The sequence below is a fragment of the Ignavibacteria bacterium genome, assembly GCA_036262055.1.
In the GTDB taxonomy this organism is placed as follows: domain Bacteria; phylum Bacteroidota; class Ignavibacteria; order Tepidaquicellales; family Tepidaquicellaceae; genus DATAJP01.
The window spans coordinates 452,548-466,044 of record DATAJP010000002.1 but is presented as its reverse complement, the minus strand read 5'-3'; the positions used below and the strand labels follow the sequence as shown (position 1 = coordinate 466,044).

The 13,497-nt window shown below is 38.7% G+C and carries 13 protein-coding genes; 5 read left to right on the top strand and 8 right to left on the bottom strand.

Features of this window, described 5'->3' with window-relative positions; genetic code table 11:
* Positions 1–10: 10 nt before the first annotated feature.
* On the bottom strand, positions 11–1,117 hold the full coding sequence (gene ddlA, locus VHP32_03850; protein HEX2787014.1) for a D-alanine--D-alanine ligase: 1,107 nt from the start codon (positions 1,115–1,117) through the stop codon (positions 11–13).
* Positions 1,118–1,201: 84 nt separating this feature from the next.
* Between ddlA and VHP32_03845 the strand changes: the two genes are divergently transcribed.
* The 3 genes from VHP32_03845 to aat are packed head-to-tail and all read left to right on the top strand — an operon-like array spanning position 1,202 to position 2,746.
* Positions 1,202–1,684, top strand: coding sequence for a DUF2165 domain-containing protein (locus VHP32_03845; protein ID HEX2787013.1), 483 nt, complete (start codon positions 1,202–1,204; stop codon positions 1,682–1,684).
* 60 nt (positions 1,685–1,744) lie between these two features.
* The gene (locus VHP32_03840; protein ID HEX2787012.1) at positions 1,745–2,119 is read left to right on the top strand and encodes a DMT family protein; all 375 of its coding nucleotides are present in this window, start codon (positions 1,745–1,747) and stop codon (positions 2,117–2,119) included.
* 21 nt (positions 2,120–2,140) lie between these two features.
* Positions 2,141–2,746 (top strand): leucyl/phenylalanyl-tRNA--protein transferase, encoded by a 606-nt coding sequence (gene aat, locus VHP32_03835; GenBank protein ID HEX2787011.1) that lies wholly within the window; start codon positions 2,141–2,143, stop codon positions 2,744–2,746.
* 75 nt (positions 2,747–2,821) lie between these two features.
* On the opposite strand, the gene VHP32_03830 is transcribed toward aat, so the two are convergent.
* The 3 genes from VHP32_03830 to VHP32_03820 are packed head-to-tail and all read right to left on the bottom strand — an operon-like array spanning position 2,822 to position 6,730.
* Positions 2,822–4,009, bottom strand: coding sequence for a homogentisate 1,2-dioxygenase (locus tag VHP32_03830; GenBank protein ID HEX2787010.1), 1,188 nt, complete (start codon positions 4,007–4,009; stop codon positions 2,822–2,824).
* Between the two features lie 30 nt (positions 4,010–4,039).
* On the bottom strand, positions 4,040–4,999 hold the full coding sequence (gene trxB, locus VHP32_03825; GenBank protein HEX2787009.1) for a thioredoxin-disulfide reductase: 960 nt from the start codon (positions 4,997–4,999) through the stop codon (positions 4,040–4,042).
* A 42-nt stretch (positions 5,000–5,041) separates the two neighbouring features.
* Complete coding sequence (locus VHP32_03820) at positions 5,042–6,730, bottom strand: tetratricopeptide repeat protein (protein ID HEX2787008.1); 1,689 nt, start codon at positions 6,728–6,730, stop codon at positions 5,042–5,044.
* Positions 6,731–6,844: 114 nt separating this feature from the next.
* Here VHP32_03820 and VHP32_03815 point away from each other — a divergent pair, with 114 nt between their 5' ends.
* Both VHP32_03815 and VHP32_03810 read left to right on the top strand, forming a co-directional pair.
* Entirely contained in the window at positions 6,845–7,372 is a 528-nt protein-coding gene (locus VHP32_03815) for an NADH-quinone oxidoreductase subunit J (GenBank protein ID HEX2787007.1), read from the top strand.
* Between the two features lie 10 nt (positions 7,373–7,382).
* On the top strand, positions 7,383–7,553 hold the full coding sequence (locus VHP32_03810) for a hypothetical protein (protein ID HEX2787006.1): 171 nt from the start codon (positions 7,383–7,385) through the stop codon (positions 7,551–7,553).
* Positions 7,554–7,647: 94 nt separating this feature from the next.
* On the opposite strand, the gene VHP32_03805 is transcribed toward VHP32_03810, so the two are convergent.
* The 4 genes from VHP32_03805 to VHP32_03790 all read right to left on the bottom strand — a co-directional run bounded on the left by VHP32_03805 (position 7,648) and on the right by VHP32_03790 (position 13,435).
* Positions 7,648–9,312, bottom strand: coding sequence for an FAD-dependent oxidoreductase (locus VHP32_03805; protein ID HEX2787005.1), 1,665 nt, complete (start codon positions 9,310–9,312; stop codon positions 7,648–7,650).
* Positions 9,313–9,373: 61 nt separating this feature from the next.
* Positions 9,374–10,939: an Rne/Rng family ribonuclease gene (locus tag VHP32_03800; GenBank protein ID HEX2787004.1), complete on the bottom strand. Its 1,566-nt coding sequence runs from the start codon at positions 10,937–10,939 to the stop codon at positions 9,374–9,376.
* A gap of 33 nt (positions 10,940–10,972) precedes the next feature.
* Positions 10,973–12,277 carry a transcription termination factor Rho gene (rho, locus tag VHP32_03795; protein ID HEX2787003.1) on the bottom strand — a complete coding sequence of 435 codons (1,305 nt, stop codon included), beginning with the start codon at positions 12,275–12,277 and terminating at the stop codon, positions 10,973–10,975.
* Positions 12,278–12,541: 264 nt separating this feature from the next.
* The gene (locus tag VHP32_03790) at positions 12,542–13,435 is read right to left on the bottom strand and encodes a C1 family peptidase (protein ID HEX2787002.1); all 894 of its coding nucleotides are present in this window, start codon (positions 13,433–13,435) and stop codon (positions 12,542–12,544) included.
* Positions 13,436–13,497 lie beyond the last annotated feature (62 nt).

Below are 13,497 nucleotides of genomic sequence, written 5' to 3'. Positions count from 1 at the left end.
TGCCTTTTGTTTAGCTGAAATAAGAAGTTTTTAATCTTTTATCTCTTTCGAAACGCTGCATTGCGAGCTCGAGTAATTTTGTGATAAGCTCCGAGTAAGAAATGCCGCTTGCCTCCCACATTTTCGGATACATGCTGATTTTTGTAAACCCGGGAATCGTGTTGATTTCATTCACATAAATTTCTCCGGCATCGGTCAAGAAGAAATCTACTCTTGCCATTCCTTCACAGCAAAGAATTTTAAAAGTATCGCAGGCAATTTGCTGAATTGCGTGAATGATGTCCTGCGGAAGCTTTGCTGGAATTTCAAAAGTAGCACCGTTTTCGTCGAGATACTTTGCGTTGTAATCATAAAATTCATGAGTCGGGTGAACTTCGCCGGGCAGTGAAGCAATTGGTTCTTCGTTGCCAAGTACGGAGCATTCGATTTCACGCCCTGAAATATTTTCTTCGATTAAAATTTTATTATCGTATAAAAAAGCATCCTCAATTGCTTTGATGAGCTCGGCTTTATCATGTGCTTTTGAAATGCCGACTGATGAACCCATGTTTGCCGGCTTTACGAACAAGGGCAGACCGAGATGCTTGATTATCGCATCGGGAGTTGTCTTGCCGTATGAATATTTATTGAATGCAAGATATTTTGAATTTTTAATTCCCGCTTCGATGAGCAAACGCTTCATAACGTCTTTATCCATTCCCACTGCGGAACCGAGAACATCAGGACCGACAAATGGAATATCTGAAAGCTTCAGCAAACCCTGCACGGTGCCGTCTTCACCGAACGTTCCGTGAAGAATGGGAAAGACAACATCGATTCTTCCGATTGATTTTTTATTGTTCAAAGAAATCATTTTGTCATCAATATCACCGGGGATTAGTGCAAGCTCTTCGCTTGTGGTTTCGAGCTTAATTTTTTGCGGGTCTGATGCTTCAAGCAAAAAACTTGAATCTTCATTTAAATACCACTTTCCCTGCTTATCGATGCCGATTAGAACAACATCATATTTATTTTTATCGATTGCCTCAATTACATTCTTTGCAGATAAAAGTGATATTTCATGCTCGGCAGAGCGTCCGCCGAAAATTATTCCAACACGCTTTTTTTCTTTGCTCAATAATATAAATTAAATTATTATTTAAATCTTTTTAAGAGTTAATTAATTTACTAAATTTGCTTACTCTTAAAAAGTTTAATCTAAATGGCTTTAAGAATATCAAAAATCGCCGTGCTGTTTGTGATTGCCGCAAATATAACCGTAGTTGTATGGAATAATCTTGTTGATTATAACTCAAACTATGTGTTCATCAGCCACGTTATGAGCATGGACACGACATTCCCCGATAACGCTCTGATGTCAAGAAGCGTAACCTCTTCTTTCTGGTGGAATTTCTGTTACATATTGGTGATTATTACGGAGATTATAATGGCAATACTTTGCTGGATTGGATTTGTAAAGCTTATTAAAAACCGTAAACAAAATTTTGATGTGTTTAATGATTCTAAAAAATTTGCCATATATGGATTAACTTTAGGATTAATTTTGTTTGGCTTTGTGTTTATCACGATAGCAGGAGAGTGGTTTCTTATGTGGCAGTCAAAGCAGTGGAACGCCGTTGAACCGTCTTTGAAAATGTTTATAATGTCAGGAGTTGCGTTGATTTTTATTTCATCAAAAGATTAGAAATTTATGCTCAATAGTAACAATAATAATTTTAATATAAAAACTTTTTATCAAACCTCTATGGAATCTGTTGCAGTCAGAACAATTTTGTTTCTTGTTATTTCGAATCTTTTCATGACCATTGCATGGTATGGACACTTAAAATTTAAACAGATGGAAGGTTTTGAGAATCTGGGATTGTTTGCAATAATTCTAATTAGCTGGGGACTGGCATTTTTCGAATACTGCTTTATGATTCCTGCCAACAGAATGGGCTTTATCGATAACGGAGGACCTTTTAACTTAGTTCAGCTGAAAGTTATGCAGGAAGCCATAACACTTGTCGTTTTTACGATTTTTACGGTCATTTTCTTTAAAGACCAGAAATTAACATCAAATGATTTCATCGGATTTGTTTTTCTCGTATTAGCCGTTTACTTTATTTTTAAAAAATAATTTTACATTTCATAAGTTATAATGTCTGCCGAAAGCATCACTCCTGAAATAATTTTGCGCGCTTATATCAACGGAATTTTTCCGATGGGAGACCCTGATGCAGAAGATGAACTTAACTGGTATTCACCTGAACAGCGGGGGATAATTCCGCTTGATAAATTTAAAGTTCCGAAAAATCTCGAGAAGCTTTACAGAAGAAATAAATTCAGGATACTTGTTAATAAAAATTTTGAAGAGGTAATTAAGGAATGCGCAAACGTGAATAATCGTAGACAGCCCGAAACGGGATGGATAACGCCGAAAATAACGGAGCTGTATATTGAGCTTCACAAAATGGGATTTGCGCATAGTGTAGAATCATATTTCGAAGGTAAGCTTGTCGGGGGCTTGTATGGGGTTACAATTAATGGTGCCTACTTCGGAGAGTCAATGTTCACGAAAGCGACAGATGCTTCAAAAGTTGCGCTTGTGCACACGGTTGAAAGACTGAAAGAAAAAGGATTTAAACTTCTTGATACGCAGTTTATAAATCAGCATCTTGTGCAGTTTGGCGCGATTGAAATTTCTAAGGATGAGTATATGAAAATGTTAGAGGAAGCGTTACAGGTGAAGACAAGTTTTGTGTGAAACCATGTATTAGTACGACAGGCATTCCTGCCTGTCGGGACAGACAAGAATGTCTGTCCTACCAGGGTTTAATTTTTACTGCCCTTCGTTTATCAGCTCGCTCGGTTCTTTTTCTCTCCAGCTTAGATAATATTTCTCATCGTTATAATCTTTTGCGAAGTTTGTGAGCTTTAATGGCTTGAAAGTATCCATCATAACTGCTGTTTCAAGAGTCTCGCGTTTTCCAAGCGATGCGTCAACCGTACCCGGATGCGGTCCGTGAGGAATGCCCCCCGGATGCAAGCTGATTGAAGCAAACTCAACACCTTTACGGCTTCCGAAGTTGCCGTCAACATAATAAAGCATTTCATCGCAATCGATGTTACTGTGATTATACGGAACAGGTATGGCAAGCGGGTGATAGTCAAGCATTCTCGGACAGAATGAACAAATCACGAACCCGTTGCCTTCGAATGTTTCGTGAACATACGGCGGCTGGTGAACTTTTCCTGTAATTGGCATGAAGTCATCGATATTGAAAATCCAGGGATAATAAAATCCGTCATAGCCGACAACATCAAGCGGATGATAATCATAATGAACAAGGTTCATCTTGTTTCCTTTTTTAATCATCACGACGAAGTCGCCTTTCTCATCAACAACTTTTAATTCCTGCGGGATTTTTATGTCGCGCTCGCAGTAAGGCGAGTGCTCAAGAAGCTGTCCGAACTCGTTGCGGTAACGCGCAGGGGTTCTGATTGCCCCGGTTGCTTCGAATATTAAATATCTCGGCGCGGTTTTATGAATAAGCTTGAATGTGATGTTACGCGGAATGATGATATAATCTCCTTTTGTAAAAGGAAGTATTCCGAAGTTTGATTCAAGAACTCCTTCGCCTTCGTGAATAAATACAACTTCATCACATAAAGCATTGCGGTAATAATTTTCCATCTGCTTTGAAGGACGGCACACACTCATCACGATATCGTCGTTGAACATAATCGGCTTTCTTCCGAATACAAAATCCGACTCTTCGGGAGTTCCTTTTGTTTTGAAGTGATAAGGACGCAGGTCGGCATCTTTCCATTCCTGAATCACAAACTCATAAACTTTTTTATCGATTGATTCGATTTTCGCGGGTGAGTTTATGTGATAAGCATTTGTCAGATGCCCCCCGAAGCCGAGAGTCGAGAACAGTTCTTCTTTATAGAGAGAGCCGTCGGGCTGTCTGAACTGTGTGTGTCTTTTCTGTGGGATTTGTCCCAGTTTATGGTATAATGGCATAATAAAAAAAATTTAAATTTTATAAATAAATTAATGTGAATATAATTTTTCTAAATATCTTTCTGCATCGATTGCCGCCATACAGCCGGTTCCGGCAGCTGTAACTGCCTGCCTGTAATAACTGTCCTGCGCATCACCGCATGCAAAAACTCCTTCGATGTTTGTCTGCATCGAAGATTTTTTTGTTATCAGGTATCCAACATCATCCATATCCAAAATTCCTTTAAAAATATCCGTATTCGGTTTGTGTCCGATTGCGATAAAGACCCCGTCCATCGGGATTTCTTCGGTCTTTCCCGTTTCGACATTTTTTAGGCGAACACCTGTAACCGATTTTCTTCCGTTTTCTTCTTTGCCGAGAACTTCATCAATTGTCGTATTAGTTAGGAATTTAATTTTAGGATTTTTTCTTGCGCGGTCAAGCATAATTTTACTTGCTCTGAATGAATCGCGTCTATGAACAAGTGTAACTTCACTCGCATGGTGAGTAAGATAATTTGCTTCTTCCATCGCGGTATCACCTCCGCCGACAACAATAACTTTTTGGTTCTTAAAAAAGAATCCGTCGCAGGTTGCGCATGCAGAAACTCCGTAACCCATGTAATAATTTTCGGAATCAAGTCCCAGAAGTTTTGCGGTAGCGCCTGTTGCAACGATGCATGTGTCGCAGGTATATTCTTCGCCGTCATCAGCGGTAAGCACAAACGGACGAACATCAAAATTTACTTTTATGATATACTTATAAATCGATTCCGTTCCGAACCGGTGAACTTGTTTTCTCATAACATCCATAAGTTCCGGTCCCAAGATTCCATGTTCGAAGCCGGGATAATTTTCAACATCTGTTGTTATCATAAGCTGTCCGCCGGGCTGGTTTCCTTCGAACATAACAGGAGCCAGATTAGCGCGAGCAGTATAAAGAGCGGCAGTGAACCCTGCCGGACCTGAGCCGATTATAATTACTTTGTGATGATTTTTATTTTCAGTCATTAAGGTAAACGAGGTTATTTATGTTTTATGTTTTTAAATTTTTTATATATTAAACAATTTATTTTTTATTGCTTCATTGCCGGGGCTTAAGTCTAATGCTTTCTGCCAATACTTGCGGGCATTATCTTTGTCACCCATCGCGTTATAAATATCTCCCATATGCTCGTTAACAACTGCACTTCCGCCGTTGACTTGAAGCGATTGCATAATATAGCTTCTTGCTTCCTCATATTGCTTCATCTTGTAATAAATCCATCCTATAGTATCAAGATAAGAGGCATTCTTAGGTTCTTTCTGCAAAGATTTTTTTGACATTGCAAGAGCTTTGTCGAGCTTTACTCCGCGCTCGGAAAGCTGGTATGCATAATTATTAAGTATCAATGCGCTTTCAGGGTCAAGACGCAATGCTTTTTCATGAGCTTCATCCGATTTGTCATACATTTTCTGATTGTCATATGCCAGCGCAAGGGTTGAAAGCATTCCGACATCATCCGGGTTTATCTCGAGAGCATATTCAAAATAATTAATTGCTGTCGGTTCATCACCCTTTCGCTGAAGCACAAGACCATAAAAATAATTTGCCTGAAAATCCTCAGGATACAGGCGCACTGCTTTCGCAAGCGCATCGTCTGCTTCTGTGATTTTATTTTGTGTATAATATACATAACCTATCTGAAGCAAAGCATCTTTTGCCGTGTCGGCTAACTGCAATGCCTTTTCGAATTTTGCCGTATATGAATCAAAATCTTTATTTACAATATCTATTGCGCCGAGAAAATAATACGGCACCCATTTATCAGGATAATTTTCGCTGACATTAGTGAAAATATTTTTTGCAATTGTGATTGCCTCACGGTCCTGCACAATTAAATTATAATAAATTTCGCCAAGCTGGATTTTCTCTGCATAGCTTAAGGAATCCTTACCAAGAATTTTTCTGAACTTTTCGAATCCTTTATCCATTTCGTTTTTAACGAAATAAATTTTCGTAAGCTCAGTAAGTATTTCTTTATCCTTCGGGTCAATTATAAGAATTTCCGTATATAACTGCTCGGCTTCATCGGGACGGTTTATCATTACATAAAGCGCAGCAAGCTGTTTTTTATATGCAATGTCAAACGGATAAATTTTCAGAATAGCTGAAAGCGTTTCTACGCATTTTTCATAATCTTTATTCTGAAAATAAATCTCATACATTCTTTTCAGCACATCGAAATCATAACCTATCTCATCAGTAATTTTTTCGTATATAACAATTGCTTTCTCAGGTTTATTCAGATGTTGATACATTCTGGCAAGCGAGTACAGTCCGTAGGTATAGTCAGGTTTTTTTCTTATGATAGCTTCATATGTCTCGGCTGCTTTGTCATATTTTTCCTGAGCGCGCAATATCCCTGCTTTCAATTCAAGATAAGTAATATCATCGGGAGAAATTCTTAATGCTGAGTTGATAGAGCTTAAAGCATCAGCAGGTTTATCGAGTGTGAACTGTAGATTTGCGATTGCAAAATATATTCCTGCAGCTTTGTCATACTTGAGCGCGGTCTGATAATTCTGCAGCGCATCGTAGTAATTGAATTTCAATTCCGCAGTTTTGCCTGCAATGAAATAACCCTGCGCCTGTTCGTTGCTGCTGACTTTATCTGTTTGTGAATAAGAATTTTTGCTGAAGAATAAGCAAAAATAAAGTATTATAAATATGAAACTTATATAAGAAAACTTCTTTTTCATTAAGACATTATGCAATATTAAAGATAAAATTACTAATTCCCATTTACAATTTATATAAATGTATCCTTTTTTATCCTATATAATAAAAATTAAAAATGTTAATTTGTGGTTCCTATGTCATTCGAGAAAATTCTATTACCGGATATTTTATTCATTATTTTTGCCGTTGTAGCGGTTTTTTCCGCAATTATGATGGTTACAAGAAGAAGCCCGGTGACAAGCGCAATATATCTTATCGTGAATTTTCTTATGGTTGCGGGAATATATCTTTTGCTTAACGCGCAATTCCTGGCAATAATTCAGATATTGGTATATATGGGTGCGATTATGGTGCTGTTTCTCTTTGTTATACTTCTTCTTAATCTTCAGGATGAAAAAAAGCTCATCGAAAAAATTACTTATACAAAGATTTCAGGCATTCTTTTATCCATACTGCTTGTCTGTTTGCTGGGTTATACTGTATACTACGGATTTTATGGAAAATATCCCGCTTTGAGTCCTAATTCTGTTGACATCGGAACTGCGCAGACTTTAGGAAAAAGCTTAATTGTGAATTATTCATTCCCGTTTGAGATTGCCGGCTTTCTGCTTCTTGCCGCCGTTGTCGGTGCTGTTGTTCTTGCTAAAAAGAAATTCGAATAAAATTTAATATATGGTCTTATTAGAAATCATAAATGCCGCCTCGCTGACTTTTTTGATTATTGCTGTTTTTGTAATTGCAATGATTATATGTCTTATCACATTAAAAAAAGTAGCAAACAGAAAATATAACATTCAGGCGTTCTACGACCGCAAAAAAACCGAAGAACAAAACGCGCAGTAGCTTATTTATAAAAGTTTTAAATTAACACGAAAACACTAAACCACAAAATAAAACTTTGTGATTTAGTGTTTTTGTGTTATAAGACAGAATTGAGTTAATTTTTTATAATTGCCTTTGCGACGTTTTGACCGTCGATTGCGGCGGAAACAATGCCGCCTGCATAACCTGCTCCCTCGCCGCAGGGATATAATCCGCTAACTTCAACATGTTCATAAGAAAGTTTATCTCTTGGTATTTTTACCGGGGAGCTTGTGCGCGATTCGATGCCGATGATCTGCGCTTCATCGGTATAATATCCTTTCATCTTTTGCCCAAAATCAATTAAGCTTTTCCGCAATCCTTCTTTTATGAACTCCGGAAATAAATTATCGAAGTCAGATGAATAAATTCCGGGGATGTACGAAGTGCCGTTTAGTTTCGATGAAACTATGTGATTTACAAAGTCGGTAATCTTTTGCGCAGGGGCTTCCTGTGTACCTGCGGTATTGTTAAGAAAAAATAACTGCTCAAGTGATTTCTGAAACTCAAGTCCGCATAAAATATTTTTGGTATTCAGTTTTTTTGAAAAATGCTCGTTGAAATAATCAGACTTGTTATGTTCAGAGTACAGATTTTTTATTTCTTTGAAGAGATTACCGGTTAAGTCTTCGAGGTTTATCTGCACGACGATTCCTGAGTTGGCATATTTTGAATCGCGTCGTGACATTGACATTCCGTTGACGACGATTTCACCAGGTGCAGTTGCAGACGGAACAATCAATCCACCGGGACACATGCAGAATGAAAACACTCCACGTCCGGATGCGTGTGATACAAGCTTATAACTCGATGCAGGAAGGTTTTCATCGCGCGGTTTTTGTTTGTATTGAATAAAGTCGATTAATTGCTGGGGATGCTCTATGCGCACTCCGATTGCGAACGGCTTTGCTTCGACTAAAATGTTTTTGCCGTGAAGTAAATAAAAAATATCTCTTGCGGAATGCCCAGTTGCAAGAATTATGTTATCAGAATCAAATTCATTTTTGTTATTTATGATGACGGACTTAATCTTGTTGTTTTGAATCGTGATGTCGGTTAATTTAGAGTCGAAATGAACCTCACCGCCGTATTTCAGAATTGTTTTGCGGATGTTCTGCACGATTCCCGGCAGTTTATTTGAGCCGATATGCGGATGAGCTTCATATAAGATGTCGTCTTTTGAGCCGTGCTCGACAAGAATCTTCAGAACTTTGTTTACGTCACCGCGCTTGTCGGAACGGGTATAAAGCTTTCCGTCGGAATATGTCCCTGCACCGCCTTCACCGAAACAGTAATTTGAATCGGGGTTAACTTCATTAAATTGCTGGATTGCGCGCAGGTCTTTTCTACGCGTGCGTGCATCCTTGCCGCGGTCGAAGATGACAGGCTTAATTCCGTTTTCAATAAGTTCAAGGGCAGCAAAATATCCCGCAGGTCCTGCGCCGATGATTGCAACGCTTTTATTATTTTTAACGTGAACATATTTTGATGAAATGATTTTTTCTTCAGGAGGAGCTTCGTTCACATAAACTTCAACCTGCATGCGATAAACAGGAAATTTTCCCCGCGCATCAAGCGAGAGCTTTAGTTTTTTGAAGTTAATTTCTCCAGGGGAAACTTTTAGCTTTAATTCTTTTTTGATTTTGGATTGAATGAGCTTATCGTCATAAGCTTCGGAAGGGAGAAGATTGGTATTTAACTGCTTTATCACTTTGTCATTCCTGCGCAGGCAGGAATCCATATGCGTTATGTTATTAAGACCGGGATTCCCGCTTTCACGGGAATGACTCCGGTGTTATTTTTTAATCATTAAACTCGGCGGTGATGTCTTTGCCGGTTTTGCGGTCTATGAACTTGAAATCATCAAGAGCGAGCAAATCATCTTCTGCAACTTTAAAGCGGGTGAAGTATTTCATCTTTAATTTTCCAAGTTTGCTTGGAAATCCGGCTTTCATATACCCGTAAAGAAGCGGATTAAGTTTTAATATAAGCTTGTGTTTGTGCGAGCTTCCTTTATATCGCTGCAGCCATCTTTCGATTTCTGTTGTGAAACCAACGCGTGACTGAACGTGCCCTGTTCCGCTGCAAAGCGGGCATTGGTCTGATATGGCATGAAGAATCGATTGACGTATTCTTTGACGCGTAATCTGCACAAGCCCGAATTCACTCATCGGAAGCACGGTTACCTTTGCTCTGTCTTTCCGGAATTCTTTTCTTATTTCTTCGTAGAGTTTTTTTCTGCTTCGCTCTTCGTATAAGTCAATGAAGTCAATCACAATAATTCCGCCGATATCCCGCAAGCGAATCTGACGGACAATCTCTTTAGCGGCTTCGATGTTCGTATTGAGAGAGTTAAGCTCCTGCTCCTGATTCTTTGCATATTTACCGCTGTTGACGTCGATAACGGTCATTGCTTCTGTTGTTTCAATTACAATGTAACCTGCTCCTTTAACCCATACTTTTTTGTTAAGCGAATCGTTAAGCTGGCGTTCAACGTTAAATACATCGAATAACGGTTGGTTGCCGTTATATAACTCAAGACGTTCTGCAAATCCCGGCGAAGTCCTGTCGAGATAATTTTTTATTTCTTTATGAAGTTTTTTGGAATCAACAACAATTTTTGAAACATCTTCTTTCAGAATATCTCTCATCACGGATGAAGTTGTTGTTGCATCTTTATAAAGCAAAGAAGGAGACTTTGCGGTTTTAAGCTTTGCTTCTATTGAGTTCCATTCAGTTATCAAGGTATTCAAATCTTCCCTGATAAGTTTTTCATCCTGATTCATTGCAACAGTGCGGATAATAATTCCGAAACCTTTCGGAAGCATAGAGCGGACAATCTTTCTGAGACGGTATTTTTCGCGCGGGTTATAAATCTTTTTGGAAATTCCTGTGCGCTTGCCAAAGGGAATAAGCACAAGGTATCTGCCGGGAAGTGAAATTTTTGAAGTAACCCGCACACCTTTTTTGCCGACAGGTTCTTTTGTAATCTGAACAATAATATCCTGCCCTCTTTCCAGATTAGCAGGATTAAGTTTTATTTTTGATTCGGTTGAATTAGCACGTGAGGCAGGCTGGTCGTTTTCTTCATCTTCTTCATCTTCAATATCGGTATCTTCCTCAGACAGAAGAGTATCATCTAATGTGTTAATGTCGGAAAAATGAAGAAATGCATCCTGCGGGAAGCCGAGGTTTATGAATGCGGCGCGAATGCCCGCCATAACTTTCCATACTTTACCGAGATAAATATCACCGACGTTGCGTTCCTGGTCCGGGCTTTCTACAAAAAATTCGGTTAGCTTGGAATCCTCTGTGAGAGCGATTCTAATTTCATTGGAAGTCGCATTAATCAGTATTTCTTTTTTCATCTATATCGGGGATTAGTTCATCAGCTCCTTATTTTATGAGTTCATTGTCGCTAAAAATTCCTTATTGCTCTTTGTGCCTTTCATTTTTCCGAGCAGCCATTCCATTGCCTCAACCTGATTATAATCGGCAAGAATTTTTCTCAAGAGCCATACGCGATTCAATACATCGCTTGGAATCAACAGCTCTTCTTTTCTTGTTCCGGATTTGTTCAGGTCGATTGCAGGAAATACCCTTCTGTCGGAAATTCTTCTGTCAAGAACGGTTTCCATGTTTCCTGTTCCTTTGAACTCTTCAAATATAACTTCATCCATTCTGCTTCCTGTTTCAATCAATGATGTTGCAATGATTGTCAAGCTTCCTCCTTCGTCGATGTTTCTTGCAGCACCGAAGAATCTCTTCGGCTTGTGCAGAGCATTTGCGTCCACACCACCTGATAAAATCTTTCCGCTATGAGGAATTACAGTGTTGTGAGCTCTTGCAAGACGGGTGATACTGTCAAGAAGTATAACAACGTCTTTTCCTGCTTCAACAAGGCGTTTTGCTTTTTGCAGAACGATTTCGGAAACCGCAACGTGTCTTTCCGGCGGTTCGTCGAATGTTGAGGCAATTACTTCAGCATTAACGTTTCTTTCCATATCCGTAACCTCTTCAGGTCTTTCGTCGATTAGAAGAACAATCATGTGAACTTCAGGATGGTTCCGTATTATGCTGTTTGCAATTGTCTGAAGCAAAATTGTTTTACCGCTTTTGGGAGGTGAAACTATGAGACCTCTTTGTCCTTTTCCGATTGGAGTGAATAAATCCATAACTCTCATTGAGTATTCAACGGGAGTTGTTTCAAGATTTAATTTCTCATTCGGATAGAGAGGTGTAAGGTTATCAAATAAAATTCTGTCTCTTATAAGCTCGGGATTTCCGTAGTTGACCTGTTCGACTTTCAGAAGCGCGAAAAATCTTTCGCCTTCTTTCGGTGGACGAACCTGTCCGCTTACGGTATCACCTGTTTTGAGGAGGAATTTTTTAATTTGCGAAGGTGAAACATAAATATCGTCCGGCGACGGCAGATAATTATAATTTGCTGACCTTAAAAAACCGTAACCGTCAGGAAGAACCTCGAGCACACCAAAAGCATAGGCATAGCCGTCTTTTGCGGTTTGTGCTTCAATGATTTTAAAGATGAGTTCCTGTTTTTTGAGGTCGCTGTAACCGTTAACATTGAGTTCTTTAGCGATTTTAATCAGTTCGGGGACTTTTTTTGATTTCAAATCCAGGTTGTCTTTCGAATTTGCATTCGGAGTAGGAGCAACACCGGCTTTGGATGTGTTTTTCGAATCCATTTATTATCCTTTGTTTAGGGGTAACATATTAATTAAGATGTTTGTAAAAATTGGTTGATGGTTTTGGGGGTAGAGTTGTTAAAAAAGTATGATTTTAATTTATATTGTTATAATTTAGTATTATAAGCAGTTAAATTTTAAAGGGTGTGTTTTTTGATGCACCCAAAACTAAGCTAATTATAGTAAAAATACAAGTGAAAAGTTGCAAAAATACATAAAAGAACAAGCACTTTTCTTGTTCTTTTATGTATTTTTTAAAAGATTTTACATGCTCACCACAAACCCATGCACAATATAGGGGTCGTTTGTCCCGGGGATGTTTTTTGTGAAAACATCATAAGGAATAAAAAATCTTCCGTTTGTTCCCCATTGTGTTCCCCAGCTGTTCTGAACAAGGAATGCTCCATTGCCATAAGGAGTCTGAATTGTATCATCATAACCAATTATGCAGACGCAATGTCTTCCTTCTGCATCACTTGCGGAAGCATATTCAGGAAAGAAGTATGGAGTATTATTTTTATATGCGGCATCCCCATCTGCTCCCATGCCTTTGTAAGCATTTAAAGCAATCACAACAGGATAGCCGCTGAGCAAATGAGACTTGATGGACTCTTCATCCATGTTGATTCTTGCATAATCTTTTATCCTGTAATTAGCAGCAATTGTTTTTAAAGATTCGGGGGGTGTTACGTTATACTGTCCATTAACATAAGGCATGTAGTCCCACGGCACAGCACCGACAGTTTTTACAAACTCAAGCATGTCAAGAATATTTGTCCCGTTATCCTGCCCGCCGTTCAGTGAGTTATATAAAAAAGCAGGACTGAATACTTTCATTCCGCTCATTTCACCGTTAGCATCATAAATGCTGTAATTATTTTGCATCGCTGCAGTAATTGTCATGCAGGCATAACCCAAGCCCCATGCATTGCAGGCATCTTCCTGTCCCTGGTTGCCGACTTCAGGAACAATAGTGCTTTGCCAGTTTGTAAATGTCTGAGGTTTCGTGCCGTTATAAGTAACAACAGATACCTGAAGATTGTTATATGCATCTTCAGAAATGTCGTTGTAACCTGTTCCGTAATTTGTCTGCGCATTCAGGGAATTACAGATAACCGCTGTAAAAATAAAAGAGAGGATAAAAGATTTAAGTTTCATAAATTATTTGCTGTTAAAATTTTGTGATGTGAAATTTTGAAATATACTTTCAGGGTCTTTAT

Bases quoted from the DNA above. Each gene is read 5' to 3' on its own strand.
- VHP32_03845 (HEX2787013.1), top strand. From the start codon at position 1,202: ATGGCTTTAAGAATATCAAAAATCGCCGTGCTGTTTGTGATTGCCGCA.
- VHP32_03840 (HEX2787012.1), top strand. From the start codon at position 1,745: ATGGAATCTGTTGCAGTCAGAACAATTTTGTTTCTTGTTATTTCGAAT.
- aat (HEX2787011.1), top strand. From the start codon at position 2,141: ATGTCTGCCGAAAGCATCACTCCTGAAATAATTTTGCGCGCTTATATC.
- VHP32_03830 (HEX2787010.1), bottom strand. From the start codon at position 4,009: ATGCCATTATACCATAAACTGGGACAAATCCCACAGAAAAGACACACA.
- trxB (HEX2787009.1), bottom strand. From the start codon at position 4,999: ATGACTGAAAATAAAAATCATCACAAAGTAATTATAATCGGCTCAGGT.
- VHP32_03820 (HEX2787008.1), bottom strand. From the start codon at position 6,730: ATGAAAAAGAAGTTTTCTTATATAAGTTTCATATTTATAATACTTTAT.
- VHP32_03815 (HEX2787007.1), top strand. From the start codon at position 6,845: ATGTCATTCGAGAAAATTCTATTACCGGATATTTTATTCATTATTTTT.
- VHP32_03810 (HEX2787006.1), top strand. From the start codon at position 7,383: ATGGTCTTATTAGAAATCATAAATGCCGCCTCGCTGACTTTTTTGATT.
- VHP32_03805 (HEX2787005.1), bottom strand. From the start codon at position 9,312: ATGGATTCCTGCCTGCGCAGGAATGACAAAGTGATAAAGCAGTTAAAT.
- VHP32_03800 (HEX2787004.1), bottom strand. From the start codon at position 10,939: ATGAAAAAAGAAATACTGATTAATGCGACTTCCAATGAAATTAGAATC.
- rho (HEX2787003.1), bottom strand. From the start codon at position 12,277: ATGGATTCGAAAAACACATCCAAAGCCGGTGTTGCTCCTACTCCGAAT.
- VHP32_03790 (HEX2787002.1), bottom strand. From the start codon at position 13,435: ATGAAACTTAAATCTTTTATCCTCTCTTTTATTTTTACAGCGGTTATC.